At 37.6% G+C, this 26,489-nt stretch carries 26 protein-coding genes; all 26 read right to left on the bottom strand.

Features of this window, described 5'->3' with window-relative positions:
• Positions 1 to 2,181: a TonB-dependent receptor gene (locus NYQ10_RS15250; RefSeq protein WP_008463705.1), complete on the bottom strand. Its 2,181-nt coding sequence runs from the start codon at positions 2,179 to 2,181 to the stop codon at positions 1 to 3.
• Between the two features lie 73 nt (positions 2,182 to 2,254).
• Positions 2,255 to 2,578 (bottom strand): DUF6660 family protein, encoded by a 324-nt coding sequence (locus NYQ10_RS22545; RefSeq protein WP_012025079.1) that lies wholly within the window; start codon positions 2,576 to 2,578, stop codon positions 2,255 to 2,257.
• A gap of 563 nt (positions 2,579 to 3,141) precedes the next feature.
• A complete protein-coding gene (locus NYQ10_RS15255) occupies positions 3,142 to 3,348 on the bottom strand; it encodes a GDCCVxC domain-containing (seleno)protein (protein ID WP_012025078.1) in 207 nt (68 codons plus the stop codon).
• Positions 3,345 to 3,944: a mercuric transport protein MerTP gene (gene merTP / locus NYQ10_RS15260; RefSeq protein WP_072953533.1), complete on the bottom strand. Its 600-nt coding sequence runs from the start codon at positions 3,942 to 3,944 to the stop codon at positions 3,345 to 3,347. Before merTP ends, NYQ10_RS15255 begins: the two co-directional genes overlap by 4 nt.
• Entirely contained in the window at positions 3,941 to 4,315 is a 375-nt protein-coding gene (locus tag NYQ10_RS15265; protein ID WP_008463711.1) for an ArsR/SmtB family transcription factor, read from the bottom strand. Before NYQ10_RS15265 ends, merTP begins: the two co-directional genes overlap by 4 nt.
• A 133-nt stretch (positions 4,316 to 4,448) precedes the next feature.
• The gene (locus tag NYQ10_RS15270; protein WP_157498527.1) at positions 4,449 to 4,622 is read right to left on the bottom strand and encodes a hypothetical protein; all 174 of its coding nucleotides are present in this window, start codon (positions 4,620 to 4,622) and stop codon (positions 4,449 to 4,451) included.
• 129 nt (positions 4,623 to 4,751) lie between these two features.
• Entirely contained in the window at positions 4,752 to 5,315 is a 564-nt protein-coding gene (gene sigZ, locus NYQ10_RS15275; RefSeq protein WP_072953532.1) for an RNA polymerase sigma factor SigZ, read from the bottom strand.
• A 33-nt stretch (positions 5,316 to 5,348) separates the two neighbouring features.
• The gene (locus NYQ10_RS15280; protein WP_072953530.1) at positions 5,349 to 5,912 is read right to left on the bottom strand and encodes a hypothetical protein; all 564 of its coding nucleotides are present in this window, start codon (positions 5,910 to 5,912) and stop codon (positions 5,349 to 5,351) included.
• A gap of 73 nt (positions 5,913 to 5,985) precedes the next feature.
• On the bottom strand, positions 5,986 to 6,558 hold the full coding sequence (locus NYQ10_RS15285) for a Crp/Fnr family transcriptional regulator (protein WP_072953528.1): 573 nt from the start codon (positions 6,556 to 6,558) through the stop codon (positions 5,986 to 5,988).
• A gap of 21 nt (positions 6,559 to 6,579) precedes the next feature.
• Positions 6,580 to 7,314, bottom strand: a complete 735-nt coding sequence (locus NYQ10_RS15290; protein WP_129053267.1) for a metallophosphoesterase family protein — start codon at positions 7,312 to 7,314, stop codon at positions 6,580 to 6,582.
• A 7-nt stretch (positions 7,315 to 7,321) separates the two neighbouring features.
• Positions 7,322 to 8,407 carry an ACR3 family arsenite efflux transporter gene (gene arsB / locus NYQ10_RS15295; RefSeq protein WP_289877171.1) on the bottom strand — a complete coding sequence of 362 codons (1,086 nt, stop codon included), beginning with the start codon at positions 8,405 to 8,407 and terminating at the stop codon, positions 7,322 to 7,324.
• Between the two features lies 1 nt (position 8,408).
• On the bottom strand, positions 8,409 to 9,023 hold the full coding sequence (locus NYQ10_RS15300; RefSeq protein ID WP_223705942.1) for a low molecular weight phosphatase family protein: 615 nt from the start codon (positions 9,021 to 9,023) through the stop codon (positions 8,409 to 8,411).
• 42 nt (positions 9,024 to 9,065) lie between these two features.
• Positions 9,066 to 9,539 carry a DUF6428 family protein gene (locus NYQ10_RS15305; RefSeq protein WP_041515704.1) on the bottom strand — a complete coding sequence of 158 codons (474 nt, stop codon included), beginning with the start codon at positions 9,537 to 9,539 and terminating at the stop codon, positions 9,066 to 9,068.
• Between the two features lie 33 nt (positions 9,540 to 9,572).
• A complete protein-coding gene (locus NYQ10_RS15310) occupies positions 9,573 to 10,079 on the bottom strand; it encodes a GNAT family N-acetyltransferase (RefSeq protein ID WP_041515705.1) in 507 nt (168 codons plus the stop codon).
• Positions 10,070 to 10,402: an ArsR/SmtB family transcription factor gene (locus NYQ10_RS15315; protein ID WP_008463735.1), complete on the bottom strand. Its 333-nt coding sequence runs from the start codon at positions 10,400 to 10,402 to the stop codon at positions 10,070 to 10,072. Before NYQ10_RS15315 ends, NYQ10_RS15310 begins: the two co-directional genes overlap by 10 nt.
• A 465-nt stretch (positions 10,403 to 10,867) precedes the next feature.
• Complete coding sequence (locus NYQ10_RS15320; protein ID WP_008463737.1) at positions 10,868 to 13,483, bottom strand: multicopper oxidase domain-containing protein; 2,616 nt, start codon at positions 13,481 to 13,483, stop codon at positions 10,868 to 10,870.
• Between the two features lie 27 nt (positions 13,484 to 13,510).
• Positions 13,511 to 13,999, bottom strand: a complete 489-nt coding sequence (locus NYQ10_RS15325; protein ID WP_235023018.1) for a DUF305 domain-containing protein — start codon at positions 13,997 to 13,999, stop codon at positions 13,511 to 13,513.
• 148 nt (positions 14,000 to 14,147) lie between these two features.
• Positions 14,148 to 15,020, bottom strand: coding sequence for a DUF2911 domain-containing protein (locus NYQ10_RS15330; protein ID WP_008463742.1), 873 nt, complete (start codon positions 15,018 to 15,020; stop codon positions 14,148 to 14,150).
• Between the two features lie 12 nt (positions 15,021 to 15,032).
• A complete protein-coding gene (locus NYQ10_RS15335) occupies positions 15,033 to 16,277 on the bottom strand; it encodes a hypothetical protein (RefSeq protein WP_008463743.1) in 1,245 nt (414 codons plus the stop codon).
• A gap of 28 nt (positions 16,278 to 16,305) precedes the next feature.
• Positions 16,306 to 18,843: a heavy metal translocating P-type ATPase gene (locus NYQ10_RS15340; RefSeq protein WP_008463744.1), complete on the bottom strand. Its 2,538-nt coding sequence runs from the start codon at positions 18,841 to 18,843 to the stop codon at positions 16,306 to 16,308.
• A gap of 86 nt (positions 18,844 to 18,929) precedes the next feature.
• Positions 18,930 to 19,469: a DUF3347 domain-containing protein gene (locus NYQ10_RS15345; RefSeq protein WP_008463745.1), complete on the bottom strand. Its 540-nt coding sequence runs from the start codon at positions 19,467 to 19,469 to the stop codon at positions 18,930 to 18,932.
• An 18-nt stretch (positions 19,470 to 19,487) separates the two neighbouring features.
• Positions 19,488 to 20,702: an efflux RND transporter periplasmic adaptor subunit gene (locus NYQ10_RS15350; RefSeq protein WP_008463746.1), complete on the bottom strand. Its 1,215-nt coding sequence runs from the start codon at positions 20,700 to 20,702 to the stop codon at positions 19,488 to 19,490.
• A 3-nt stretch (positions 20,703 to 20,705) separates the two neighbouring features.
• On the bottom strand, positions 20,706 to 22,046 hold the full coding sequence (locus NYQ10_RS15355; protein WP_289877172.1) for an efflux RND transporter periplasmic adaptor subunit: 1,341 nt from the start codon (positions 22,044 to 22,046) through the stop codon (positions 20,706 to 20,708).
• Complete coding sequence (locus NYQ10_RS15360; protein ID WP_289877173.1) at positions 22,024 to 23,307, bottom strand: TolC family protein; 1,284 nt, start codon at positions 23,305 to 23,307, stop codon at positions 22,024 to 22,026. The genes NYQ10_RS15355 and NYQ10_RS15360 overlap by 23 nt, the downstream gene beginning before the upstream one ends.
• Positions 23,258 to 25,192, bottom strand: coding sequence for an efflux RND transporter permease subunit (locus tag NYQ10_RS15365; RefSeq protein WP_008463755.1), 1,935 nt, complete (start codon positions 25,190 to 25,192; stop codon positions 23,258 to 23,260). Before NYQ10_RS15365 ends, NYQ10_RS15360 begins: the two co-directional genes overlap by 50 nt.
• On the bottom strand, positions 25,179 to 26,489 hold the full coding sequence (locus NYQ10_RS15370) for an efflux RND transporter permease subunit (RefSeq protein ID WP_008463756.1): 1,311 nt from the start codon (positions 26,487 to 26,489) through the stop codon (positions 25,179 to 25,181). The genes NYQ10_RS15365 and NYQ10_RS15370 overlap by 14 nt, the downstream gene beginning before the upstream one ends.

Raw genomic sequence — 26,489 nt, forward strand, 5'->3', positions numbered from 1 at the left:
CTATATTTTAATCTTAATACCTGCATTTACAACAAATCCGTCTAACGGTGCATAAATATCTTTGAAAACAGGATTTGAAATTGGTCCTGTGTAGATACTTCCAAATTTTGTCTGTCTGGTATCAGTAAAATTTTCAAAATTGGCAAAAATTGAAAAATTTTCCCAAAGCTTTTCTACCATGAAGCCGAAAATCCAATATTCCCTTCCAGTTGTACCATCACTTAACTTTTGAGGACTGTAATAATAAGCTTCTAAACCAGCTTTCCATTTATCTTCGACTTCATACATCAAAACATTATTTAATCTGTGTTTAGCAGTTAAAGGATTTTGAGATTTTATGCCATTGTTGTCTATCGAAGCATCAGTAAAAGTGTACCCAACAAATAGTTTAAAATCTTTATAGCCTAATTTCACATTTGTTTCTGTTCCTTTTGTATCTAAATATCCATTAATATTTACAAATTGGTAAAGGTCATTAGGAAGCGAAGTTAAAATCAGTGGATTATCAACATTTGTATAAAAGAATAATTGATTCAATGATAATGAAATATCTTCGGTAATTTTAGTTTTATAATTCACATCAAAGTTAAGTCCGTAACTTTTTTCAAGTTTATTGAAATCACTATTAATAGGGAGTACATTTTGATATTGAATACGCTCGCTTTCTTCGGTAAAAATAGTTGGTGTTTTGTAGCCTAAACCGCCACCAAGTCGTGAAGTAAGTTTGGAATTAATTTTAAATAAAGCTGAGATTCTAGGTAATAATGAGAATCCGTAATCAACAACATAATCACCTCGAAGACCAGTCTCGATATCCAGCCATTCTTTAGCTTTGACGGTATTCTGAACAAAAGCACCATAAGTGATCTGATTATAGTTTCTTAATGGAAAAGCTGTCTGGCTGTTTTCAGTAAACTTGTCAGTATATAAATTTCCACCAGCAACCCATTCTGCAATTTCTCCATTTTTAGAATAGCTGATTTCTGAGAAAGTACTGTTCTGCAGGCCATCAAAAATATAGTCAGGAATAGTTATAATGCGGCTGAAATTATTAAAACTGTTTTTAATGGTAATAGATTCCTGATCATTAAATTTATGAGTAAGGGTGAACTGAGTGCTTATTCTCTGCGTTTTATTTTTTTCGAAATAACTGTCAGGGTATTTATTTTCGTCTTTTATATAGTCAATATTCCCGCCGATACGATTTTCAAAAACTGTATTAATGCCAAAATTTAGTTTAGTGTTTTCATTAAAATTGACAAAAAGTTTTGGATTAAAATTAAAGCGTTCGAATTTTGGAATCGCAGTAAGCTGTATATCAGCAGGGTCATAAGGAGCGTTTCGGTCATGAGATGCAAAAACAGTCAATCCAATTTTATCAAACTGCTGGGAATAAAAACCATTAATATTCAAACCAAGAGCGGAAGTCCCATTAATTAGAAATCGCAATTCTCTTTCTTCGGTAGGGGTTTTAGATACAAGATTAACCAAACCTGCAATTGCACCACCTCCGTAAAGGGTAGAGGCAGAACCTTTAATTATCTCAACCTGTTTTAAATCTAACGGAGGAGTCTGCAGCAATCCCAGTCCGCTTGATGCACCTGAGTATACAGGAAAACCATCTTTTAAGATTTGTGTATATCGTCCGTCTAGTCCCTGAATTCTGATTGAAGAATTTCCAGAAGTAGCTGAAGTCTGCTGGGTCTGGATTCCGGTACTTTCATTAAGCATCATACGGATATCCCCCGGTTTCATATTTGCTTTTTCTTCAAGTTCTTCTCCTGCTATAAACTCAACTCTGGTTGGAATATTGCTGATTGTTCTTGTACCTCTTGTAGAAGTTACCACTATTTCTTTCATTTCTTCGGCTTCTTCTTCCATTTCACTTTGCAATGCAATTTCTATAAAATTGACAGCTGCAGGCACTTTAAAAAGTGTTTTATTGGGAGCATAACCCTCTATTGAGATCGATAATGTGTAGTCTCCATTTTTAAGGTTTTCGATAATGATGTTACCATTATTATCTGATGACAAAACTTCATTGGTTTCTTCAATTTTAGCTGAAGCACCTTTTACAGGTTCATTGGTTGATGTATTTTTTATATGGAATGTGATTTTATTCTGTGCCTGTACAGTGCCAATAGATGCTATTGCCACAATCAATAAAATATATTTAAACATTTGTGATTTCTTAATGTTAATAAAGGTGATAAGCCCGCTTAATTGAAGTTAAGCAGGTAAAAGCGGTATTTTATTAAGAAATTTTAGGAGGCTGCCAGATTTTGCAGATGAAAGAAGAATCGACAAATTTATAGTATGATAGTGTCTGTGAAGCTTCTTCAATTGTGAATTCTAATTTTTCGGTAATAATTGAAGAATTAAAGTTTATTGTAAAACCAATACAGGTTCCACAGGAATAAAATGGCGAACATTTTCCATTGCATTCATCACCGCAGTCATGAGACTCACCCTTGCAGTTTTTTTCCACTCTACACTCAGAGTGTTTAGCAAACGCAGAGCAAGGTACTGTCGAAAGAAACAGTACAATGAACGATAATATTGTTACCCATATTTTCACGCGTCAAAATTATAAATATTTTACTTAGTAATTTCATGTAATTGTTTTTCTTTCGGCTAAGTTTTCTGTTTTTTTGTTAATATAAATATAAAATTATTGTGCTAGTCTTATATAACAAGGATTAAAGTGGTTTGTATTCTGTCAAGTCACCTTTTAAAATATTCAAACCATATATATTTATAGGTAAAAGTCTGGTTAAATACAATTTAAAAGCATAAAAAAAACGCTAATTCCTCGGAATTAACGTTTTTTTAAGAAGTGACGTTTAGTTCACAATTTACAAATCATTTTATGAACGATTTAAAGAAATTAGCTTATTTTCAAGTGAATTTGTAAGATAATTATTTTAAAAGTTTGTTGATAAGCGGTTTGTATGTATCGTAAGGGTTAAATGTTAAAAATCGTTAATTCAGTAATAGATGTGATTTCTGTCATAATAACTTATAGATTTAAGTTGAAGAGAGCGAAAAAAAATGTCATCAGTAAATTTAAATTATTATTCTTAAAATTTTATAATCAAAATTTGTATATGATAATCTATTGTCCATTAGAAATTATTCAATTTAGCAACATTTTTTATCTTGCTGAATTGGTGGACATGGCACAGTTCCATAACTGCAATATACACAGCAATCACCTTGATTTGGTTTAAGAGTTTGTTTGCAGTTCTCACATTCGTAAAAAAATTGGCATGCATCAGTTGGCATAGTTTCTTCTTTACTGTGGGAGCAAAGGGGGCAGGTTATTATTGATTGTAGAACGATTTTCATTTTAATTTTTTGTTAGTTACTGTATAGCCTGTTGAATTTATTGCTTTTTCAATTTCATTAATAGTAGTTTTGGAATTATCAAATTCTACAATTGCGTTACCATTAGTATAATTTACATTTGAATTTATTATTCCAATCAATTTATTCACTTCGTGATTCACGTGTTTTTCACAGCTGGCACAAGTCATTCCGCTTATTCTAAACTCAGCTTTTTGAGTGCTGGTCTTTTTCACGACCAAGACTTTCTTTTCTGTATTTGGATAAAAAATGCTTGAGTAGTAAGGAAACGAAAGCATGAGGGCTGCAATTACTGTAATTATTCCTAAAAACATTTTTGAATTAACGAATTTCGGATTTTCTTCTCTATCGCAGTTACAGTCTATCAGTTTTTTAGTTTTCAGCTTTTGATACCAAGATAAACCAATAATTATAACAGTCAGGCCGATGAAATAAGGCCTCATTGGTTCAAGCCATGAAAAAGCAGAAGCAATCCCGCTTGTTCCGGCAACTAATGCTAATATGGGAGTAATGCAGCACAATGAAGCAGCTAATGCTGTGAAAAATCCGGCTCCGATCATTTTATTCTCTGTTTTCATATTTTTTCTAAAATTTCATTTTGTGCTAAAATTTCGAAGAAAGGTTTCAGCATTTTTTCATATTCCTTTGTCAATGAATAGAAAATGGTCTGCGCTTCCCGTTTAGTTTCAATAAGTTTTCTGTCTTTTAGTTTCCGTAAGTGCTGTGAAATTGCAGAAATACTCATTTCAAGAATATCACTTATGTCACAGACACAGAGCTGTTTTTCTTCATAAAGTAAAAAGAGAATTCTTAATCTCACATTATTGCCAGCCAATTCAAGCCCACTTGATAAATAGTCAAATGAGGTATTGAGTTCTGATACTCTGTCTTTACAGCGGATTATTTGTTTAATATCTGCTTGCTGTCGTATACAAATTATATCTTCCATAATGCAAATTTATACTTTTTGCTTATTTAAGCAAATGCTAAAATACAAAATAATTGAATTAAAATTTTGAATGATTCCTGCCCATAAAAAAAGACAACTTTTTGAGTTGTCTTTTAAACAGTAAAGCGAAATATTACTTTTTGCAATCTTTCGGAGCACAAGTTCCCGAATCGTCACTACAGCAATGCGTAGAACATTTTTCAGTGCAGTTTTTCTTTGCATCAGTTTTTGATAAGTTCGCATAAGCGAAGATACTTCCAGCAGACAATACCAATGCTGCAAGAGTAATGTACATTTTGTTTTTCATAATTTTAATTTTAATGATTAATACTACTTAAGACGCACTAATCTAAAAATGATGCAGGCTTTGCTGATTTTTTTTTTTTAACAGCCTGAATTTTCTATATATGAAGTTTTCAAAAATGATTCGGTGTTATCAGCATTTTCCTCCGCTGCATGATTTTTTAGAGGTAACGTTCATAATATTTCCACGGCGGTCTAATTCAATACTGCAGCAATCCAGAAGCATTTCCTTTAATTTGGATCTGCCTCTTTGCACTCTAGAACGGATGGAAGGGTAGGCAAGGCTGTATTTTTCTGTTAAGTCTTTCTGTTTAATTCCATGTATTTCGCTATCCATGATAATGTCCCGATAGTCTTCCGGCAGCCGCTCAATGAATTTTATTAAACAGCAGTCCAGACTTTCCGAAGTATCAAAATCTGTTTCATGCATAATCTTTTGCATCATACATTCGGTCAGCTCTGATTTCTTATGATTGGAATCTTTTCGGTAATAATCAATAATGGAATTTCTTGTGATTGTGAAAATCCAGCTTTTTAGTTTGCCTTCGTCGGTAAGTGATCCTAAATTCTCGTTTATCTTTATAAAAACTTCCTGCAAAACATCGGATGCATCGTCGGTATCATTTATACGAGCCTTTATATATCTGCCCAAGATGATATAAAACTGATTGTGAATAGTATTTATTTCCAAATTCATAAAATTTATCTTCTGCTTATGCAATAAGATGGATTAACAACAATTGATTTTACTTCTGAAATTATTCCATAAGTTGGCCGTTTTTGGAATGCATAAGAAAAGATGAAGAATTGCCATTAGGATAGCTCCCGGCAAAAGATTTACAATTAACAGATTAAAGAATCCTGGAGATTGATTTATATTGTAAATCATAATTTCCCCATTTTGAAAAGTAAACCTGATGGAGAGATAAACTGCAATTGACGCAAAATGAAAACCATTTACAAATAAATGGACAATGTATTCCCAGCGGGGAAGCCCTCCCATAAACTGCCTGCTGTCTTTTTCTATAAAAGCATCGTAACCGAGAACCAGTATATCCAGAATGACAATGGTCAAGCCTATTACAAAACTAGTATGATTATCCTGTTTCAAGAACAGAAAATAAAGGATTGCCGGAAAGAAGACAGCTCTCAAAGTATGGGTAATGTGCTCGGTTTTACTTTCTTCTCGATCGTGAAGCTGGTATTTGAAAATATGCAGATAAAAGCCGTCATATAAGGCCAAGACCGCAAATAGGACAAGAAAGAAGGATGAAATGATAATTGCTGTTTCCATTTTATTTTTGATTGATTATAAAAGCAAAACTATTGGAAAGTATAATTAGCAAAAAGGACAAATGTCCTCGAATTTACAGACTAATTTCTTTTCTGATCCTGCTCAGCGTCCTGCGTGTTATTCCAAGATAGCTTGCAATATCATTTACTGAAGCCTTGTTTACAACAGCAGGCTGTTCCTTAAGCATGCGCATGTATTTTTCCTTTGCAGTTTCATTGCACAAAACACTGGCATACTGTTCCATTACCATATACTGCCGTTCGGCAATTGTCCTTCCGATATTCTGCCAGAGAGGGCTCTTTTGATAGAGATTCTGCAGGTCATTGTAACTGATTGTTATAAGTTCCGTATCTTCCACTGCCTGAATGGAAAGTTCCGAATGCTGCTGCGAAATAAAGCTTTTATATGAAGCTGTCAGATTATTTTCTGCACAGAAGCAGGAAGTCACTTCTTCGGATTTTTCATTTATGTAATATGTCCTTAGCAAACCTTTTTTAATAAAAGCCGCTTCATGAGAGGTTTTGCCGATCTCTGCAAAATAACTGTTTCGGGCTAATGTCCTTGTTTTGAAATACTGACTGTACTTTTCAAATTCCTGATCGCTTAGAGGGACAATGCTCTTTAAAAATAATTTAAAACTTTCCATAGCAGGTTTTATTTCAATACATTAATATGCTTTTCTAAGCATAAAGGCGTAAATGTCCGGAAGAGGACTCTCTTCAATAGCGCGGGCTGCTTTTTCAATATCATACGGAACTCTTATGAATTCTACTTTAATGCCGTCTTTTTTGGAAATATTGCTGCTTTTTTCAATTGTTATCACAGCATAACAGCAGTGTGGATTTCTATCTTTAGGTTTTCCAACCGACCCTGCATTAATGGCGTGAAAATAAGTGCCTTTTTTATTTGGATTTTCCAATATGCGATGATACGGCAGATGAGAATGTCCGCAGATAAGAATGTCCGTATTGGAATCAAGAAAGATGTCGGTAAAATCTTTCTCATTTTTATCCTCAAGCAAATATTCCCTGTTGCTGTAAGGACTCCCATGGACCATCAAAATTTTTATAAGTCTGCTGGCCGTCTGGTATTCAAGTTTAATATGGGCAGGAAGAGCAGAAAGATATTTGATCTGCTCTTTGCCCACAATCTGATATGCGTAGCTTTGAATGTCATTTGAACCGTCATTATGTATCTCGACAGCTTTGACATCGTGATTTCCTGCAAGGGTAGGGATATGCTTTTTACGAATCTCATTGATCACGGCATTGGGGCATAAATTGTAGCCTACTAAATCTCCTAAGCAGTAAACGGCATCAATATTCTGCTCTTCAATACTTTTTAGGGTCTGCTCCAATGCGGGGAAGTTCGCATGTATATCCGATATTATTGCAATTCTCATATTTCTTTTAAGCAGTTTCTGCAGGCAGTTGTTTTGTAAAATACTTTTTTCTAAACCAAAATGCAAGGTTTACCAGTGCTATAAGAGCAGGTACTTCTACCAAAGGACCAATAACACCTGCAAATGCCTGTCCGCTGTTTATTCCGAATACTCCAATTGCCACGGCAATAGCCAATTCAAAATTATTGCCGGTGGCTGTAAACGCAATAGATGTAGCCTTTGAATAGTCAGCCCCAAAATATTTTCCTGTAAAAAAGCTGATGACAAACATTAAAGTAAAGTATATGACAAGCGGTATTGCAATACGCACGACATCCATCGGGATTTGAACAATAAGTTCCCCTTTCAGGCTGAACATTACAATGATCGTAAAGAGCAGTGAAATAAGAGTAATCGGTGAGATAAACGGCACGTACTTATCCTCAAACCATTCAGAGCCTTTTAAAGCTATCAAAGCATAGCGGCTTATGATTCCCAGAGCAAATGGAATACCTAGATAGATACCCACACTCTCGGCAATCTGTGCAATGATGATATTGACTTCAAAACCATCATATCCAAAATAGGGAGGTAGAATGGTTATAAAAATGTAAGCGTATACACTATAAAGCAGTACCTGAAAAATACTGTTTAGGGCAATTAGTCCTGCAGCATATTCGCGGTGTCCGTCTGCCAGATCGTTCCATACCACAACCATTGCGATACAACGTGCCAGGCCAATCAGGATCACCCCGATCATGTATTCAGGATATCCGCTTAAAAACAGGAGCGCCAACAAAAACATCAAGACAGGGCCTACAATCCAGTTCAGGAATAAAGAGGCGCCCAAGACTTTAGTGTTCTTGAAAACCTGTCCCATCTGTTCGTATTTTACTTTTGCCAGTGGCGGGTACATCATCAGGATAAGTCCTATTGCCAATGGAATGTTTGTTGTTCCGCTGGAGAAAGAATTGATGAAATCTCCGCTGGAAGGAATAAAGTATCCTATAGCCACGCCTATAGCCATAGCAAGGAAAATCCAAAGGGTCAAGAAGCGGTCAAGGAAGCTTAACTTTTTGCGTCCGACAGCTGGTGCACAGTTATTTGCTGACATTTTATTTTTTTATTTGTGAGAATATGTAAAACATTTCAGTTCCAATCTGCAGACTGCGCTCCAGATAAGTTTCTTTCTGCTGAGGCGTTCCGTCGGAAATTTTTGGATCTTCAAAAGTGATCGGGATTCTTTTCTCAGCGCCTGCTATAAACGGGCATCCACCGTCAGCCTGCGAACAGGTCATTATTGCGGCAAATCCGCTTTCAGGATTGAAATCATCATCATAGGTTTTGGAAAAACCGATAACAGGAAGTTCGTCAGCTGAATATTTTATTGAATAAACGGGGTTTGAACCCTCTGAAAGGGTTTTGATGTTGAATCCTGAATCCTTCAAAGTCTCCGCTGCCATCGGGAAAAGGGCAGTAGCCTCGGTTCCTCCTGAATAGCATGAAACGTTTTTGATGCCGTAATAGGCGGCGGCAGTCTGCGCCCAAACCTGCGATAAGTGGCTTCTTCTGGAATTATGCGTGCAGATCAGGTTTAGTCTGGTTTCCAGCTTACTGTCCACTTTGGTCTGAATGAAGTCGATTAATGGCTGCAGGACTGCTTTGCGATCTTCAGAGATCTGCTTAAAATCAAATGATTTAACGGTATTCTCAATTTGTGGATATAACATAGTTTTTTGGCTGTAAAGGTTTATTGATTATCTGTTTAATGATTAGCAGCATCCTCCGCCCGGAGTGCATGAAGAAACATTATCAGTATTTAGCTGAGATAATTTTACTTTAGGCTTATCAGATGGAATACCGCACTGCTCCTGAGCTAAGCAGGCTGTCTGTTTATTAAGCAGAGTGAAGTTTTTGCCGTTAAAATCCAAATCGTATTTCCCGATTGTAGTGTTCTGGTACTCCACTTCAATTTCATTGTCTTCAATTCCCAAGACTTTTTCTGAAAGCTCAATGATGTGGATCAGTTTCTGAGGTTTAAGCCTGTGCTCGTAGTCGTTGGCATCCCAAAGCTGGAAGTTTACAACTGTTTCTTTTCTTACTGTTCCTCCGCAGTCGATGAAGTTTTTGGTAACCAAGCCTACTTCAGTTACGTGAAAATATTCTGGTACAAATGTGCCGTCCGGCAATTCAAAATTTACAGCTTCCACTGTTTTAAGCACTTCTTTAATTTCTGAAAGTTTCATAATTTTTTATATTTAGTTAAACTATATTTTTTATTAATTAATAACGGAGCTTCTTCTTTCAAGAAGCGCAGTATTTCTCCAGATACCATTCTGTTTTCCGATTTTTTCTCTTGTTCCAAGTATTCGGAAGCCTGCTTTTTCATGGATGCGGAGACTTGCTGTATTCTCAGGAAAGATTCCTGCCTGAAGCGTCCAGATTCCTTCTGTTTCGCTCTGTCGGACAAGTTCATTTAAAAGGGTAAGCCCGACTCCTTTTCCTGAATGTGCTGGATCCACATATACGCTCACCTCTGCAACCCCCGCATAAACGCAGCGTGAAGAAACAGGTGTAAGGGCAGCCCAGCCAATTACCTTGCCATCTTCCTGCATCACAACCCGGCATGACTTAAGATGTGACTGGTCCCAGTCTTCCCATGAAGGGGCGCTGGTCTGGAAAGTGGCATTGCCGGTATCTATCCCTTTTTGGTAAATTATTTTTACCTGATCCCAGTGTTTATCCGAAAGTTTTCTGATTTCCATATTTTTATAGATTAGCAGCATTCGCTTCTCTTTTTTGCCAAATGATCTGATATGTGCTGAAAGAAGCCTTTTATCTTTTCCAGTCCAGGTTCATTGATGCAGTAGCAGATCGAGTTTCCTTCGATGCTTCCTTTAATCAAACCTGCATTTTTCAATTCTTTCAGATGCTGTGAAACGGTCGGCTGTGAAAGGGGGAGTTCGTTTACAATATCTCCGCAGATGCAGGCATCCACTTTTAATAAATATTCCATAATAGCAATACGCGCAGGATGGCCTAATGCTTTGGCTAAAACAGCCAGCTCGTTCTGGCTTTCTGTAAAGTGATCTGTTTTTGTTGCTCCCATCGTTTTATATTTATATTGCAATATTACGATAATAATTTAAATAAAAAAAAATATAAAGATTTATTTTTATGAAGATGAAGGCATCGGCTAAGAAAAAGATTCGATGCATATGGTTTTATAATATTGTTTGTTACCCGAATGCTAGTTTTATCAAACCAATGTATAAAGCAATAATTACATGGTTTATCGTTAGCTGATATTATATAAATACAATACAAACTGAACAACCCATAATTAGAAAGATGTTCAGCATTTGCAGTTATTTGTTATTAATAATACCAATTTTAAATTTAAAATTGGTATTATTAGATTTTCATACTGGTTCAATTTCGATCATTAATTTGAATGGACTTCCACACCGTTCAAATGAAAGACAATTTAAAAAAATTGATATCCTTCAATATTAACCGATTAATCTTAATTCTAGAATTTGGTCTTACAATAATTTACTATTGTACTTATAAGCTAGTAATTTAAAATAAATCCTGCACCAAAGCCCATATCACTGTCATAGTGTGAAGACAAAGAACCCCATCTGGTAATTATATAGCGTAGTCCTGCCATATATTCCTTGTCTGTATTCCACATCAAATTCATTCTAAGCCGTTTAGAAACGGGAATGTCTTTACGTTCAAATTGTAATCTGACTTTACCATCGGTAAAAACTTCAGCTTGTGCTACTATTAACATAGGTAGGATGTAGTTAACCCCTAGACTTACCACTGCACGTTTATCCTTAGTATTGGTTTGTCCAAAAAGATTATTTTCTTGTATATCTTCTCCCATTCTTCTATATCTCCAGTCAAATCCTATAAAAGGCATTAACCATTGCATTTTTCCAATATATCGACCAATATGTGTTTCTGTTTCATAACCATGCATGTCATTGTATCCTAACCTCCATTCGGTTCCAATGCTCCAGCGTGTACTTTGATACATTGCTTCACCGTCATTTCCATTGGTGGCAAAATCATTTTCTGCCATAAAGTGGAATTTTCTGTCGTCAGCAAACAATTTTCGTTGAGCCAGTTTAGGGTTTGGTATTTCTGGATTTGGAGGTGAATTTTCATAAGAAAAAATTCTGCCCATACCAGCCATCATATGGTAGAGAATATGACAGTGGAAAAACCAGTCGCCGCCATCTTCGCTTGCGGCGAATTCAATAGTATCTGTTTCCATTGGCATGATGTCGATGATATTTTTCAAAGGCGCAAAATCACCTTGCCCATTGATGACCCTGAAATCATGGCCATGCAAATGCATTGGATGGCGCATCATTGAATTATTATGCAGGACGATACGTAAAATTTCTCCTTTCTTGATCAGGATTTTATCAGCTTCGGAAACGACCTTGTTATCCAGGCTCCACACATAGCGATTCATATTTCCGGTAAGCTCGAATTTGAGCTCCCTCACTGGAGCATCTTTTGACAATGCCGTGCTTGTTGGAGATTTTAGCATCGCATAATTTAATGTCACAATATCGGCAAGAGCATTGGCATTGTACTTATTTTCCATATTGTGCATGTCGTGCATTTTATCAGGGGTATCCAATTTGGTTTCTTCTTTGTCCATCTCCATTGGCATGTCTTTACTTCCTTTTGTTTGTGGGCCTGTAATTTCAGGATACATTACCGAGTTCATATCCATCTGATTCAGCGACATCTTCATCCCCATATCATTTAGGTCTCCGTTCATTTTCATCATATCGTTCATCATTTGCATCCCTTCAAAGTATTTCAGTTTGGGTAAAGGGGAGGTGAGCTGTTTGATGCCATTTCCAATGTAGAGGGACGCCGATTTTGTCCGGTCTTCTGGTGTTGCCAAAAACTCATAAGATGTATTTTCTGCCGGAATGCTTAAAACAAGGTCATAAGTTTCAGAAACTGCAATAAGTAGACGGTCTACTTCAACAGGCTCAACATCATTACCATCACTGGCCACTACTGTAATTTTGCCTCCGGCATAGGTAAGCCAAAAATTACTGGATGCACCGCCATTAGAGACGCGTAATCTTACCTTATCACCGGCTTTGAACTGCGAAAGCTGGCTTTCGTTTTTCCCATTAATTAAAAATTTCTCATAATAGACATCGCTTACATCCATAGCGTTCATACGCTTCCACTCATTGAGGACCTTGGTTTTTAAATAGCCTTGTTTTATAGCTTCGCCATAACTTTGGGTCGTGCCTTTTTTTATTGCAAACCAATCGGAGGCATTATGCAGCATTCTATGAACGTTCTCCGGGTCGATATCGGTCCATTCGCTCAGCACAATCGGAATTGTCGGTAGGTCATCTATCCCTGCCCTGAAGTTTGGATCGGAGCTTCGTTTGTTCATCACAAAAGAACCGTACATTCCTATTTGTTCCTGCAAACCAGAATGGCTATGGTACCAATGGGTCCCATGCTGCCTGATGGGAAAAGAATATTTGTAGGTACTGTGTGCTTTTATCGGCATTTGGGTAAGGTTAGGCACACCGTCTTCTTTATTGGGTAGAAACAAACCATGCCAGTGTAATGACGTTTCTTCGTCAAGTTCATTATGAACATAAATTTCTGCGGTATCACCTTCTGTAAAGGTTAATGTAGGCATTGGTATCTGGCCATTTACCGCTATCGCTCTTTTTGATTTCCCTGAGAAATTTACCACCGTATCGCGAACATATAAATCGTACCTTACAACTTTAGGTGGCTCATCATTTACCATCATTTTTTTTACTGGGGGGCTCGCTGTTTTCTTTTCCATGTTTGTCTTATTATGCGCCTGATGCATATTGATCTTATCCGCAGAGGAAGATTTAGCCTTTTTAGGCATTTCCTCTTTAACAGCAGTTACAGTTTTAGGTTTTGCAGCTGCCTTCGGCTTAGTGATTTTAGACTTTTCTTTCACTAATGCCATGCCGCATTTTGGGCATTTTCCTGGTTTGGATTCATGGATATCGGGATGCATTGGACAAGTATAGGTAGCAGGATTCGACTCTTCTTTGACAGACTTTTTATCTATTGCCATTTTCATATCCTGGGCTTGAATCAGGACAGGAAGCATGATAAATACGAGTATTATAAGTATGTTTTTCATATTGCTTTTTTAAAGAATAGTGTTCTATTATTTTTTTTCCATCTCATTTAACTTGGCCTTCATCTGTGCAATTTCAGTTTGTTGTGCTTTTATAATGTCCTTGGCAAGCTGGCTTATTTCAGGATCGTGAAGAGAAGCCTTCTGAGCCATTAGTATTGCTGCTGCATGGTGCGGTATCATTGATTTTAAAAATTGTTTATCTCCAACAGCTGCTTGCTCTCTTATACAGGAAAAAAAAATGATCGCGATAAGGCTGCCTGTTATAAGTAACATTATGTTCCATTTTTTATTAATATACATACGACCCATAACAATAATTTCAATTACGAGCATTGGCATAGTCATTAGTCCTGCCATGTAAAATTGGTTTACATTGGGAATGACATTAGCAAAAATATCGACCATCGAATACATCAATATGTACATAGAAATAAATGACAATACGATCATAATGGCTAATTTTTTGTACATTTTGGAGTCTACCTCTTTTGAATACTGCTGTGTTGCGTGTTCCATTTTCATATTTTTAGCTTTAAAAGTTATTTAGATTTATCTATTTCCCTGAACAAAACAAGTCTAATGCTACTATAACACTGGATCGGTTTAAATGGCAAGGATTTTTATGCTTCTGTAGTTTTCAATGTGATATTGTAATACTTATTATTTATTTACTTTTAAGTAATAATTGTAACTCTTCAATCTGATTTTTTAATTTTTCAGTACCCTTCATTTTTTTCTGTTCTGCAATTGTTAAGGCTTTTTTTGCTGCCTCAATAGCATTGGGATAATCCTTCAGTTCTAAAGATACTTTCTGTCTTAAAGTGGGATAATAAAAATTTTCGGGATCTAATTTTTCAGCTTCAGCTAACCACGATACTGCTTGATTGTTTGCTCTACCCGTGGCTGAATAATAATTTGCTGCCTGAAACAATAAAGTAGCATTTTGACTTTTTTCTTTAATAATATATTTGTCAATTAGAGCTAAAATTTCTTTGTCAGCTTTGCTTTTCATAGGTATTTTAACCATGGTATTTTCCCATTCTATTTTAAGGAAGCCTTCTCCTTTACTGTTGATGTCATTTAATTCAATGGTAAAAGTTTCGTAAAAATCAATCGTTTTTTCTGTAGGAACGGTAAAACGCATAACATCTTTTTTCTCATCATAACCAGTTTCGCCATGTAAAGTAATATCACTATTGATAATGATAGTCCACTCATTTTCTGAAGGAATTGAGAATACAGAATAAGTTCCTGCTTTCAAAATATTATTTCCAAAAGCGATATCTTCATTAGTACTTATGGTCGTACAATCGCTGGCGCCTGTTCGCCAGAGCTTACCAAAAGGCACTAATTCGCCAAATATTTTTCGCCCTCTTACTAAGGGCCTGCTATAGGATATTTTGACTGTTGAGCTTCCGATTTCTTGTTGAAATGATGCCGAAGGGCTTGCAGAAGTAAGTTTAATTTGAACTTTTTCTTGTGCAGAAATTGATAACGATTGTATAATAATGAAGCTTAGCAGAATTATTTTTTTCATATTTTGTTAATTTTAAATTGATTTTGATATTTTTTCCATTATTGAATGGTCGGTTCCAAATTTGCAGATAGCATCACAATTAGCTCTTAATTCAGAAAACAGGATATATTTGATATTCATATTTGAGTTTTTTATAACGGGCCTATTAAGCTGAAGAACCACATCTTTTTCCCGGTTATCCGGAATAATAATGTAAAAAACTTCATGTCCGCTTGAGATACTAAAATATAGGTCAGACAAGCGAAGTATGCCGGAATAAATACTAGTGCTTTTTTCTACTTCAAAGGCACCTATAATCTTGTTTGTGCCTTTTTCGAACCAGAGTACATCAATAAGCTTGATAGTATTTTGTGTGTCCTTGTCTGTAGGGAGTTCGGGAAATTTATTTATTGATATAAATGAAAAATTTTGTCCTCCAAACGATTTGCTTTTGTCGTTACTCGCTGGGGTGACATCAAAACCCAATGAAACTCCAATTTTTAATAAATGGTACTGCATCTCACTATGAAGATTTTCCTCCAGTTTTTCTTCGAGTATTTCTTTTTGGCGCTTGTGTACGTTTTTTTCGAATCTTGAACGTTCTGCCTCGCTTAAATATTCATCATTGCCGATCAGCATTTTCTGAGTTCCAATTTCAAAACACAATCCTGCAATGGCACCCAAATCATTTGAGAGCTGTGATTTATGTAGACTATTAGTTTTCAATAAAGTTTCTCGGATTTTAAGATACTCAGTCCAGCTTCCTAATTTTTTTTTGTCTTTAAAAAGAAAATTAAAACCATTGAGAATAGCGGTGTTAAAAGGTGGGAACCAGGTTGGGTGTATGAAATATAAAATACTGGCAACAGCAGGCCCTAATCCTTTAATTTTTAATTCATCTAGTTTTATAATTTCTTTTACAACCTGTTCTTCATACTTAGCATTGATGCAATTTTCAAGGAACTGACCAAAAGCCAATTTATTGTTTTGATTCTCATAGATGTCAGGAATACGTAATTTGGGTTTCCAATAAAACGGATGGGAAACCCCTGCAAAGACTTGTTTTTGTTCGGCTATGCAGCTCAAAACAAATTCTAAGCTGCTTTCTTTAAAATCATTAGGAAAGTTCTTGTTTTTAATATCCTCAATGACTTGCAGAACACCGCGTCTAATAGTCCGAAATGCTTTTAACCGTTGGTTGTTATCTATAAACCAGGTATTATAGACACTTTCGTTATCGTTTTTATACTGCAGAATAATTTGTCCTAGATTGGTCATTTGTTTGTATAGTAAAATTATTTATTCTTTAGAGTTTTAAACTTCTCAATCGCAATGCATTCACAATAACAGATACCGAACTAAAACTCATTGCCAAGGCAGCAATCATAGGAGAAAGTAATATTCCGAAAAATGGATATAAAACACCCGCAGCAACTGGTACGCCTAAGACATTATATACAAAAGCAAAGAATAGGTTTTGCTTGATGTTGCTCATTACAGCGTGGCTCAGATTTTTTGCTTTTACAATTCCTTGCAGATCTCCTTTTACCAAAGTAATCTTGGCGCTTTCGATCGCAACATCTGTTCCTGTTCCCATCGCAATTCCAATGTCCGATTGAGCCAAAGCTGGCGCATCATTTATTCCATCTCCCGCCATAGCTACAATTTTTCCTTCGGCTTGAAGTTTCTCGATTACTTTTAATTTATCCTCGGGTAAACAACCTGCCTGAAAAGAGGTTAAATGCAATTCGTCTGCAACCGCTTTGGCTGTATTTACATTATCTCCCGTAAGCATGATTACTTCAACCCCTTGGCGCATTAATTCTTTTATAGCTGCAGCACTTGTTTCTTTTATAGCATCGGTTATCGTTACAAATCCCACTACATTTTTATCTACAGCGATATAAGAAACTGTTTTTCCTAATTTTTGTTCTGCAATAATTTTTTCTTCAATTGTGGCAGAAATAGCTGCCCCTGCTTGCTCCATTAATTTTTTATTCCCTAATGCCATCTTTTTATCAATAGCAGTTCCGATAACTCCTTTTCCGGCGATGTTTTCAAAATCATCTACTTTGGTCAAAGAAACATTTTTAGCTTTTGCAAATTTCACTACAGCCTCCGCAAGAGGATGCTCACTGTACTGATTTAAAGACGCTATGTATTGCAGCAGTTCATCTTCTGAATATTGCAGCGCTACGATTTTTTCTACCGAAGGTTTGCCCTCCGTAATTGTTCCTGTTTTATCCGTAATGAGAACATTTACTTTGTCCATTTTTTCCAAAGCTTCGGCATTTTTTATCAGAATTCCCGATTGAGCGCCTTTTCCAACTCCTACCATTACAGACATGGGCGTTGCTAAACCTAATGCACAAGGGCAAGCAATTATTAATACTGCAATAGCATTTATAAATCCATAAACCATTGCTGGTTCCGGACCAAATTTTGCCCAAATGAAAAAGGTAAGAATGGAAATAACGACAACAATGGGCACAAAATATTTAGCGATGCTATCGGCTAGTTTCTGAATTGGTGCTCTGGAACGACTTGCATTATTAACCATTTGTATAATTTGCGAAAGCAAGGTTTCCGAACCAACTTTTTCGGCAACCATAATAAAGGATTTGTTTCCGTTTATAGTCCCTGAAGACACCATATCACCTATTTTTTTATCTACAGGAATTGGTTCGCCGGTAATCATCGATTCGTCTACTGTGCTTTCACCATCAGTAATCTTCCCGTCTACAGGAATTTTGTCTCCGGGTTTTACCCGTAATAAATTACCTTTTTTGATATCATGGATTGAGATTATTTTATCACCGCCATCAATTACCAAAGTAGCTTGGGTAGGAGCCAGTTTTAATAATTCTTTTATAGCACCACTGGTTTGACTATGTGCTCTTGCCTCGAGTAATTGTCCTAACAAAACCAAAGTTAGAATAACCGTTGTGGCCTCAAAGTATAGCAGCACTGTTCCGTGTTCGGTCTTAAATTCACTAGGAAAAACGTCTGGGAAAAACATTCCTGCCAAACTAAATAAAAATGCCACTCCTGTACCAATTCCGATAAGGGTAAACATATTTAAGTTCCATGTAATTATTGACTTCCAAGCCCGTACAAAAAATATCCAACACGCATAAAAGACAACAGGAAGTGATAAGATAAGTTGTACCCAGTTCCATTTAGAGGCATCCATTAATTGTAGTAGAGGATTCTTGTGAGCCATTTCTATCATAGCTATAGCGAAAATGGGAACAGTAAATACTACCGCTATTTTCATTTTCTTAACCAAATCCTTGTAAATTCTTTGGTCTTCGTTTTCACTTGGCTCCAGTGGCACCAGATCCATTCCGCAAATAGGACATGAACCTGGTGAATCGGTTATAACTTCCGGATGCATTGAACAGGTATACTGCTGAACCCGGGCAGCAGCAGGTTCTTGTACCAAATGCATTCCGCATACAGGACAATCTCCTGCTTTATCATACATTTTATCACCTTCACAATGCATCGGGCAATAATATTTCCCACCCGCATCATTGTGAGGTACGGCTGTCGTTTTATGATCATGTTTGTGTCCATGATTCTCAGCAGTGCTACAGCATGATTTCTCCGTTTTTTTTTCGTGCGAATGCGTGGTTTGAGTCATTTCAATGGTGTACTTTCCAACCGCAGTCAATGCTTCTTGGAGCTCTTCGGTCGCAATATGATTTTCCATTGTAATAGTTGCCAATGGAGGATCTAAGGAGACCTTTGCTTTTATTCCCTCTACAGCATTTAACGTTTTTTCTACTTTTGTACGACATCCATCGCAAGTCATTCCCGATATTGTATAGGTGTGTGTCATAAGGTTATTTTTTACAGTTCCGATGCGTTATTTCTTTAATATATAGAAAGTTAGTGATTTTTTTTAAGCCAATCTGCATATTCTAATTATTTAATTATTTCTTTCACCTCGCCGCACTTGAGCATTTTTTCTCCAAAGTACGGATTGCGCACTTCTTTGGTAGAACTAATCCATACGGCCCCTTTATTGTCGAAAGCCATTGGACAATATTCTAAGTAGAGCTCAGCCTCAGCCATTCCTGCTTTTTTTACCAGGCTGACCATTTCATTACTTAGATTAGAATAAGCAGCTCGCTGCTTATCGATATCGGGAGCTGAAACGATTGCCGTAGCACTTGCTGCAAGATTGCTGTTGCTGCTGATTTCCCGTGCTCCCGCTTCAATTGCATTCGCCGCCAGTTTTGCTTCAGCGACATTATCTTGGGCAAGGGCTACTGTTAAATGGGCATAGTGGCTGTATATCGCGTTTAAAATATCATCATTTATCCTGATTGCGGGATCCTTTAAAATTGGGACAGAGGCTTTATTATTCTGCTGAACCTCTTTCTTATTGTTTTCACCGTTACCGCACGCAATAAGCAGGAAGAGTGAGGCTATTGGAATTCCGATTTTGATTAATTTTTTCATTGTCTGTGTGATTGATTATTACATTTTCATTCCTGACATAGGGTTTTTGCCTTTCTTTAATATAAATTCACTGTACAAAAGATAGGCACCGGATGCAACGACGATATCTCCTTTTTTTAAACCGCTAGTAATTTCCACTTCATCGAAGGTTTCAGAACCAATAGCCACCATTTTAGGCTGATACTTGCCTTTTTCAATTTCAATCCACACATGTGTACCGCTGCCGTCTCTTATTACGGCATCTACAGGTATGGTTAATTTCATTTTTTGTTCTGATGAAGGCAGTAAAACAATTGCCTGTTGACCTGCCTGCCATTGCTTGTTTGGATTGGCAATAGCACCTCGCAGCTGTATGAGCTGTTTGCTTGTCTGCAGGGCAGGATTTATAAAATCTACCGTCATTGTTTGGGGCTGATCTTCATAACCCGAGACAATAACTTTTACTTTTTGGCCTATTTTAACTTTACCGGCATCTGCAGGATAGACATCAGCTTCGACCCATAAACGGGTATAATCTTCCAGTTTCATAATAGAGCCTCCTTCTGCTACATATTGGCCTTCTGTTATGGAAAGTTCTGCAACTATTCCTGAATACGGGGCATAATAAACAACATAAGGAGAAGCTTTTTGTTTTTTTAATAATTCATTAAGCTGTGCTTCAGATTGTCCATATAATAATAGTTTTTGTTTTGCAGCATTTTTTATTTGGGCAAATCGTTTATCCTCAGTAAAGCTTGCAGCCTGTGCCGTAGCTAGAAGGTACTCCTGCTGCAGGGCTGAAAGCTGCTCTGAATATATTTTGTACAAAGGCTGGCCTTTTCGAACGGGAACACCAGTTTCTTTTACATACAACTCTTCAATCCTTCCTGCCACGCGACTTGAAATGTAAATAGTTTGCTCAGGGTCAGTAACCAAACGTCCGTTAAGATGAGAAGAATTTGAAAATTCATTTTCCCCAGCAGTTATTGTAGTCAGATTAGCTAGTGCCTGCTGGCTCGGTCCCAAGGTTAGAAAGTCCTGTGCGTTGTTTTTTTCGAAAGGCACTAAATCCATTCCACAGATCGGGCATGAGCCGGGGCCATCTTTTACAATTTGCGGATGCATGGGGCAGGTATAGGTTTGAGCTTTTTCCTGACTGGTTTTTTTTTCTTCTTTTTGGGCACATGCTGTAAATAGAAGTGGAAAAACCATTGCAATGAGCAAAATAGTACGAATTATTAATTTATTGTTCATGGCTTAATTTTTTAATTTATTTTCTGAAGCTGTCTTGATAAAACTCTCACTGTCTATCATATAAGCCGCATTACTGGCGATATTCCAATTACTGATGTCTTGGTCTATTAGCACCATTCCATCACCATTATTTTTCGTTTTAACTTCTCTGGGAACAAACACGTCCTGCTCTTTTTTGAAAACGATGGATTTATTTCCTAAATTAAGAACGGCGCTTTGCGGAAGCCACCAGCCTTTACTGACAATAGGAATGGCTGCAGTTACTAATTTTCCGGTCTGAAATTTATTATCCTGCAAATAAATCCGTGCTATGGTAAAGTTGCTTCCCTCTTTAAAGACGGGTTGAATGAGTCCGATAGTACCAGTATACACGGTTTGCTTATCTGAGGGTTCATAAAACACCAACTTTTGTCCTTTTTTAATCTGGGATGATACCGATGGATCAAAAGCAAACTCAGCGATAAGGTTTTTGTTGGTATAAATTGTAAAAAGAGATTGTCCTGCACCAACATATTGTCCTTCTCTTAGCATAATAGCAGAGGAAGTAGGGGTAGATGCGCTGCTATTTGATGCTGCACTGCTACTTGAACCCATTGCGCCCATGCCATCATCTGACGGTGCGCTTTGAGGCGAAGCCGCAGGAGCTGCTGTAGAAGCATTTGCCGCTGCCGTGTTGTCTAAGATGTACCCGGTGGCATTACTGTAAACAGGAATGCGATAGGAGATTTTACCTGTTTTTAATACCTGTTGAATTTGCCCCTGCTGCATACCCAGGAGAGACAGTCTGTCTTTTGCTTTTTGAAGCATCGGATTGTTTGGGTCAGATTGATAAATAAACAACAACTCTCTTTGCGCGGCAGCCAGATCAGGGGAATAGATTTCCATGATCAACTGTCCTTTTTTTACGGGCTGGTAATTATAATTAATCAGCAGACGCTCAATCCTTCCGCTTACCCTGCTGGAAATGCTGGTCTGGTCACGGGTATCGTAGGTAATAATTCCCTGTACCTGCATGGAGAATATTTTAGTACTCTGGTCAGCTTTTATGACAGATATGTTTGAAACAACTTGTTCGTTAACTGGTTTTAAAAGGTGTTTCAGGCTGCTGTCTATAGCTGTTTCCGTTCCAGGAGTGTGTCTTGCAACCAATTCCATCCCGCATATTGGGCAGCTGCCGGGCTTATCCTGAATAACTTCGGGATGCATTGGACAAGTATATTCCTGATTTGTACTATGCTGATGTGCGGGCTTACTGTTATGCTCTGTTTTCTTGTTACAGGCTGTCAATACTAATATCGAAACGAATAACAATCCGACTAACTTAGCGATAGAGTTCTTTTTCATAATCGACAATCATTTGATATAGTTTTAATTTTTCATCTAATAAGTTATTCTGCAGCATATTTAAAGCTTCCCAGGAGTCAATTACTACAGGAATCTGCAGTTTGTTTTCCTGATAGTTCAGAAAGTTTACATCCAGCGATTTTTGCATTGAAGGGATTATTTTTGTTTCGAGTCCCTGGATTCTTTTTTGCATGGTCAGTATTTCATATTGCATACCATATAACATACCCTGGGTTTCCTGCAGCATGGCGGATTTCTCTTTCTCCATTGCCTGTACATTATATTGCATTGCTTTAACATCTGATTTATACATTTTTGATGACCATGGAGCAATAGGAATAGACATCATTGCCATTACCGAATAGGCTTTGGGCATCATTTTATCGAAAGAATTCATGTGGTCAAACTGGATTTTAAAAGAGGGATTTTTCTCCGCTTTCATCGCCTGAATACTGAGCTGCATCGATTCAATTCCCGCATCCATCTTTTTAATATCTCCCCGCACAGCAGCAAGACTTGTGGTGTCGTGCAAAGCAGGGTTGAAGACAGGAATAATACTTGTGTCGATTGAAAAATCAGCATTGCCAGGCTGGTTCATCAAGCTGTTGAGCCATGCTCTTGCTTTTGCGATTTCACCTTCCTGCATGCGGATCATATTTTTGTTCTCTTCAATCCTTGCGTCAATCTTGTATACATTACCCAATTGCGACTGATTGTAAGGATAGCGTACTTCCTCAATCTTTTTCATGGTCAACATTATCTTTTCGTTCTGATCCAAAACTTTCATTCGCTCTTCGGCTACCATCCAGCTGTAGTAGAGCTGTTTGGCCTGCGCTTTATAGTCGTTAAGGGTAACGGTCCGCGTAGCGTTCTCAATATTTCCTTGGGACTGGATAAATTTTTTCTTCTTGTTTAGCTTTCCTATATTGGGGATATCTTGTTCAACTCTGAACATTAAAGATCCTTTGTCGCGGTCATCCGTAACTTCCTGAAAAGGATAGGGTGTCATAAATGTCCCAACACCCACCATTGGTGCCATCCATGCCGTTGCGGCATCAGCACTATATTTGTACCCTTCAGCCTTTAGGCTATAGCTTTGCAGGAGCACGTTTTTTTTATCAATCCTGTGAAGGATTGTATCAAGAGACAAGACCTGTTGGGTCTGGCTCAATAGCTGTAATGGCAGTAAAAGCAATAGTACTGCCAGTATTTTAATGTTTGACATCATGTACTTCAAGTTTGCCATATTTTCGTAATTCATATTCTTTAGACATTAGGAAAATAAGCGGGGTTACTAATAAGATATGTACGGCAGAGGTAAATACGCCGCCAATCATAGGCAATACGATTGGTTTCATTACATCCATTCCGACACCATTGGACCAAAGGACAGGCACTAATCCAAATAATGAGACACAGACGGTCATTAGTTTTGGGCGTAATCTCTTTGCGGCGCCGTGTACCACATATTCTCTGAGATCGTCTTTAGTAATGGTTTCTCTTGAATTACCTTTGGCCTTGATAAGCTGCTCCATTGCATCATTGAGATAGATAACCATCACAATTCCGGTTTCCACGGCAATACCAAACAAGGCTATAAAACCTACAGCTACTGCCACTGATAGATTGACATCCCAGAAAAAAATTATATAGGCACCTCCAATCAAAGCAAAAGGCACTGTTATAAGACTTAAGAAGGCTTCTCTAAGGGAATTAAAGGCAAAATAGAGGGAGAAGAAAATAATAAGCAATACTATCGGTGCAATGATTTTAAGGGTCTTTTCTCCGCTGATCAGGTTCTCATATTGTCCGCTCCATTCTATAAAGTACCCTTCGGGAAGTATATTTTTGGCACTTTCTAATTTTTTCATAGCTTCCTGTACGGTTCCCCCCATATCACGATCACGTATGTTGAACATGACTGCCCCGCGAAGGAGTGCATTTTCTGAACTAATCATTGGAGGGCCATCTACGAATTTAATATCGGCAACAGAAGATAGGGGCACCTCTCCAAAGGTTGGAGACTGCAGGGGAATGCGTTTAATGCGTTCTACGCTATTTCTATAGTCCTGTGCCATACGAACGCTTATTGAAAATCGTCTTCGTCCTTCAACGGTATTGCCGATGGACGCTCCTCCTAAGGCAAATTCCACGGTTTGGTTTACGTCATCTACAGTGAGTCCATAACGGGCCAGTTCGGAACGATTGACATCAACATCCAGGTATTTGCCACCAGTAATAGGATCCACAAATAAGTCAGACACTCCAGGGGTTCCCTCTAAAGCCATTTTTACTCTTTCTGATACTCGCGCAATGGTATCGAGATTTTGACCGTAGACTTTAATACCCACGTCGGTACGAATTCCTGTAGCGAGCATATTGATACGGTTGATGATAGGCTGTGTCCAACCGTTTACCACACCCGGGATCTGCAGTTTGGTATCGAGTTCCTTAATAATGTCTTTTTTGTCTATTCCTTTACGCCATTCTGATTTTGGTTTTAGCATGATAATGGTCTCAATCATGCTCATTGGGGAATTATCGGTAGCTGTATTAGCCCGTCCGGCTTTGCCTAAAACACTTTCTACTTCGGGAACTGATTTTATTATTTTATCCTGTACCTGCAAGATGCGTTTGATTTCTCCATTGGATACATCAGGCAGGGTAACAGGCATAAATAAAATGCTCTGCTCATCCAGTGGGGGCATGAACTCTGTTCCCAGCCGCATCAATAATGGAATGGAAATCAATAACGCCAAAATATTAACCGTAAGGGTTGTTTTTCTCCATTTTAGGACCCAGCGTATGATAGGCTCATAACCTTTTTCCAAAAAACGATTTACGGGATGTGCATCAGTTGGACGGAATTTCCCTTTCATAAAAAAAGAGATCAGTACCGGAGCTAATGTAAGTACCAACAAGGCATCCACAATCAGTATGAAAGTTTTTGTATAAGCCAAGGGATGGAATAGCTTTCCTTCCTGTCCGGTAAGCATAAATACAGGCAGGAAAGAAGTAATTATAATTATGGTGGCAAAGAATACCCCGCGAGAAACCTGCTTGCTGCTTTTCTCAATTACTTTAAGCCTTTCCTCTTCGGATATCCACTGTGTTTTTTTGCGAAATATATTTTTAATTCTTTTCATCAGAGTTTGTTTCAGTTTTTTGTTCGGATTCCCATTGTGCATACCGTTGTGAGAGATGCTGGTAGGCATTTTCACTCATAATAATACCGTTGTCAACTATTACCCCAATGGCAAGTGCGATACCGGTAAGGGACATGATATTGGAGGATATTCCAAAGGCATTTAGAAGTATGAAACTCGCGGCAATTGTAATTGGGATCTGGATTATGATACTTAATGCGCTGCGCCAATGGAAAAGAAAAATAATAACGATAAGCGAAACCACAATCATCTCTTCAATTAAGGTGCGCTTAACCGAATCAATAGACTCTTTGATCAGATGCCCTCGGTCATATACAATATTGAATTTTACCCCTTTAGGAAGCCCTTTTGCGACTTCTTTCATCTTTTCTTTCACATTATCAATAACGGCATCGGCGTTTTCACCGTAACGCATCACGACGATGCCTCCAACAGCTTCGCCTGTACCATTATGATCAAAGATTCCCAATCGGGTTTCTCCGCTCATCTGGACTGTTCCTATATCGCTGACTTTTATAGGGATACCATTCTGGTTTTTCAGTGGAATATCCTCAATTTCTTTTATGGATTTCAGATAACCGGATGTCTTAATGATATAGCCAATATCACTCATGTCGAATTTTCTTCCGCCGCTTTCGTTATTATTGGCTCGTACGGCGCTTATAACCTCAGGGACAGACAGCTTATAATATAGCAGTTTGTTTGGATCAATGGTAACCTGGTATTCTTTTTGAAATCCTCCAAAAGAAGCAATTTCACTTACTCCGGGGACATTTTGCAAAGCAAATTTGACATACCAGTCCTGCAGTGCCCTTTGTTCGCCAAGGTCAATGCCGGGAGCGTCCAAAGTATACCAGAGTATATGGCCAACTCCGGTTCCATCGGGTCCCAATTGCGGTGCAACTCCTTTGGGCAGGGTGCTGCTAATTGTACTGAGCCTTTCCAGTACTCTTGATCTTGCCCAGTATACATCAACATCATCCTCAAAAATGACATAGATAAAACTCATTCCAAACATGGAAGCAGCCCTTACATATTTAATTTTAGGCAATCCCTGAAGGTTGGTAACCAAGGGATAGGTGATCTGGTCTTCAACGAGCTGTGGAGCACGTCCCATCCATTCTGTAAAAACGATTACCTGATTTTCAGATAGATCTGGAATAGCATCAATAGGATTTTTTTGAATAGAGATAATACCCCAAACAAATATTCCTGCTGATAATAGTAATATGATGAAACGGTTGCGCAGGGACCATTCTATTAATTTGTGTACCAT

The sequence above is a fragment of the Flavobacterium johnsoniae genome (genome assembly GCF_030388325.1).
GTDB classification, from domain to species: domain Bacteria; phylum Bacteroidota; class Bacteroidia; order Flavobacteriales; family Flavobacteriaceae; genus Flavobacterium; species Flavobacterium johnsoniae_C.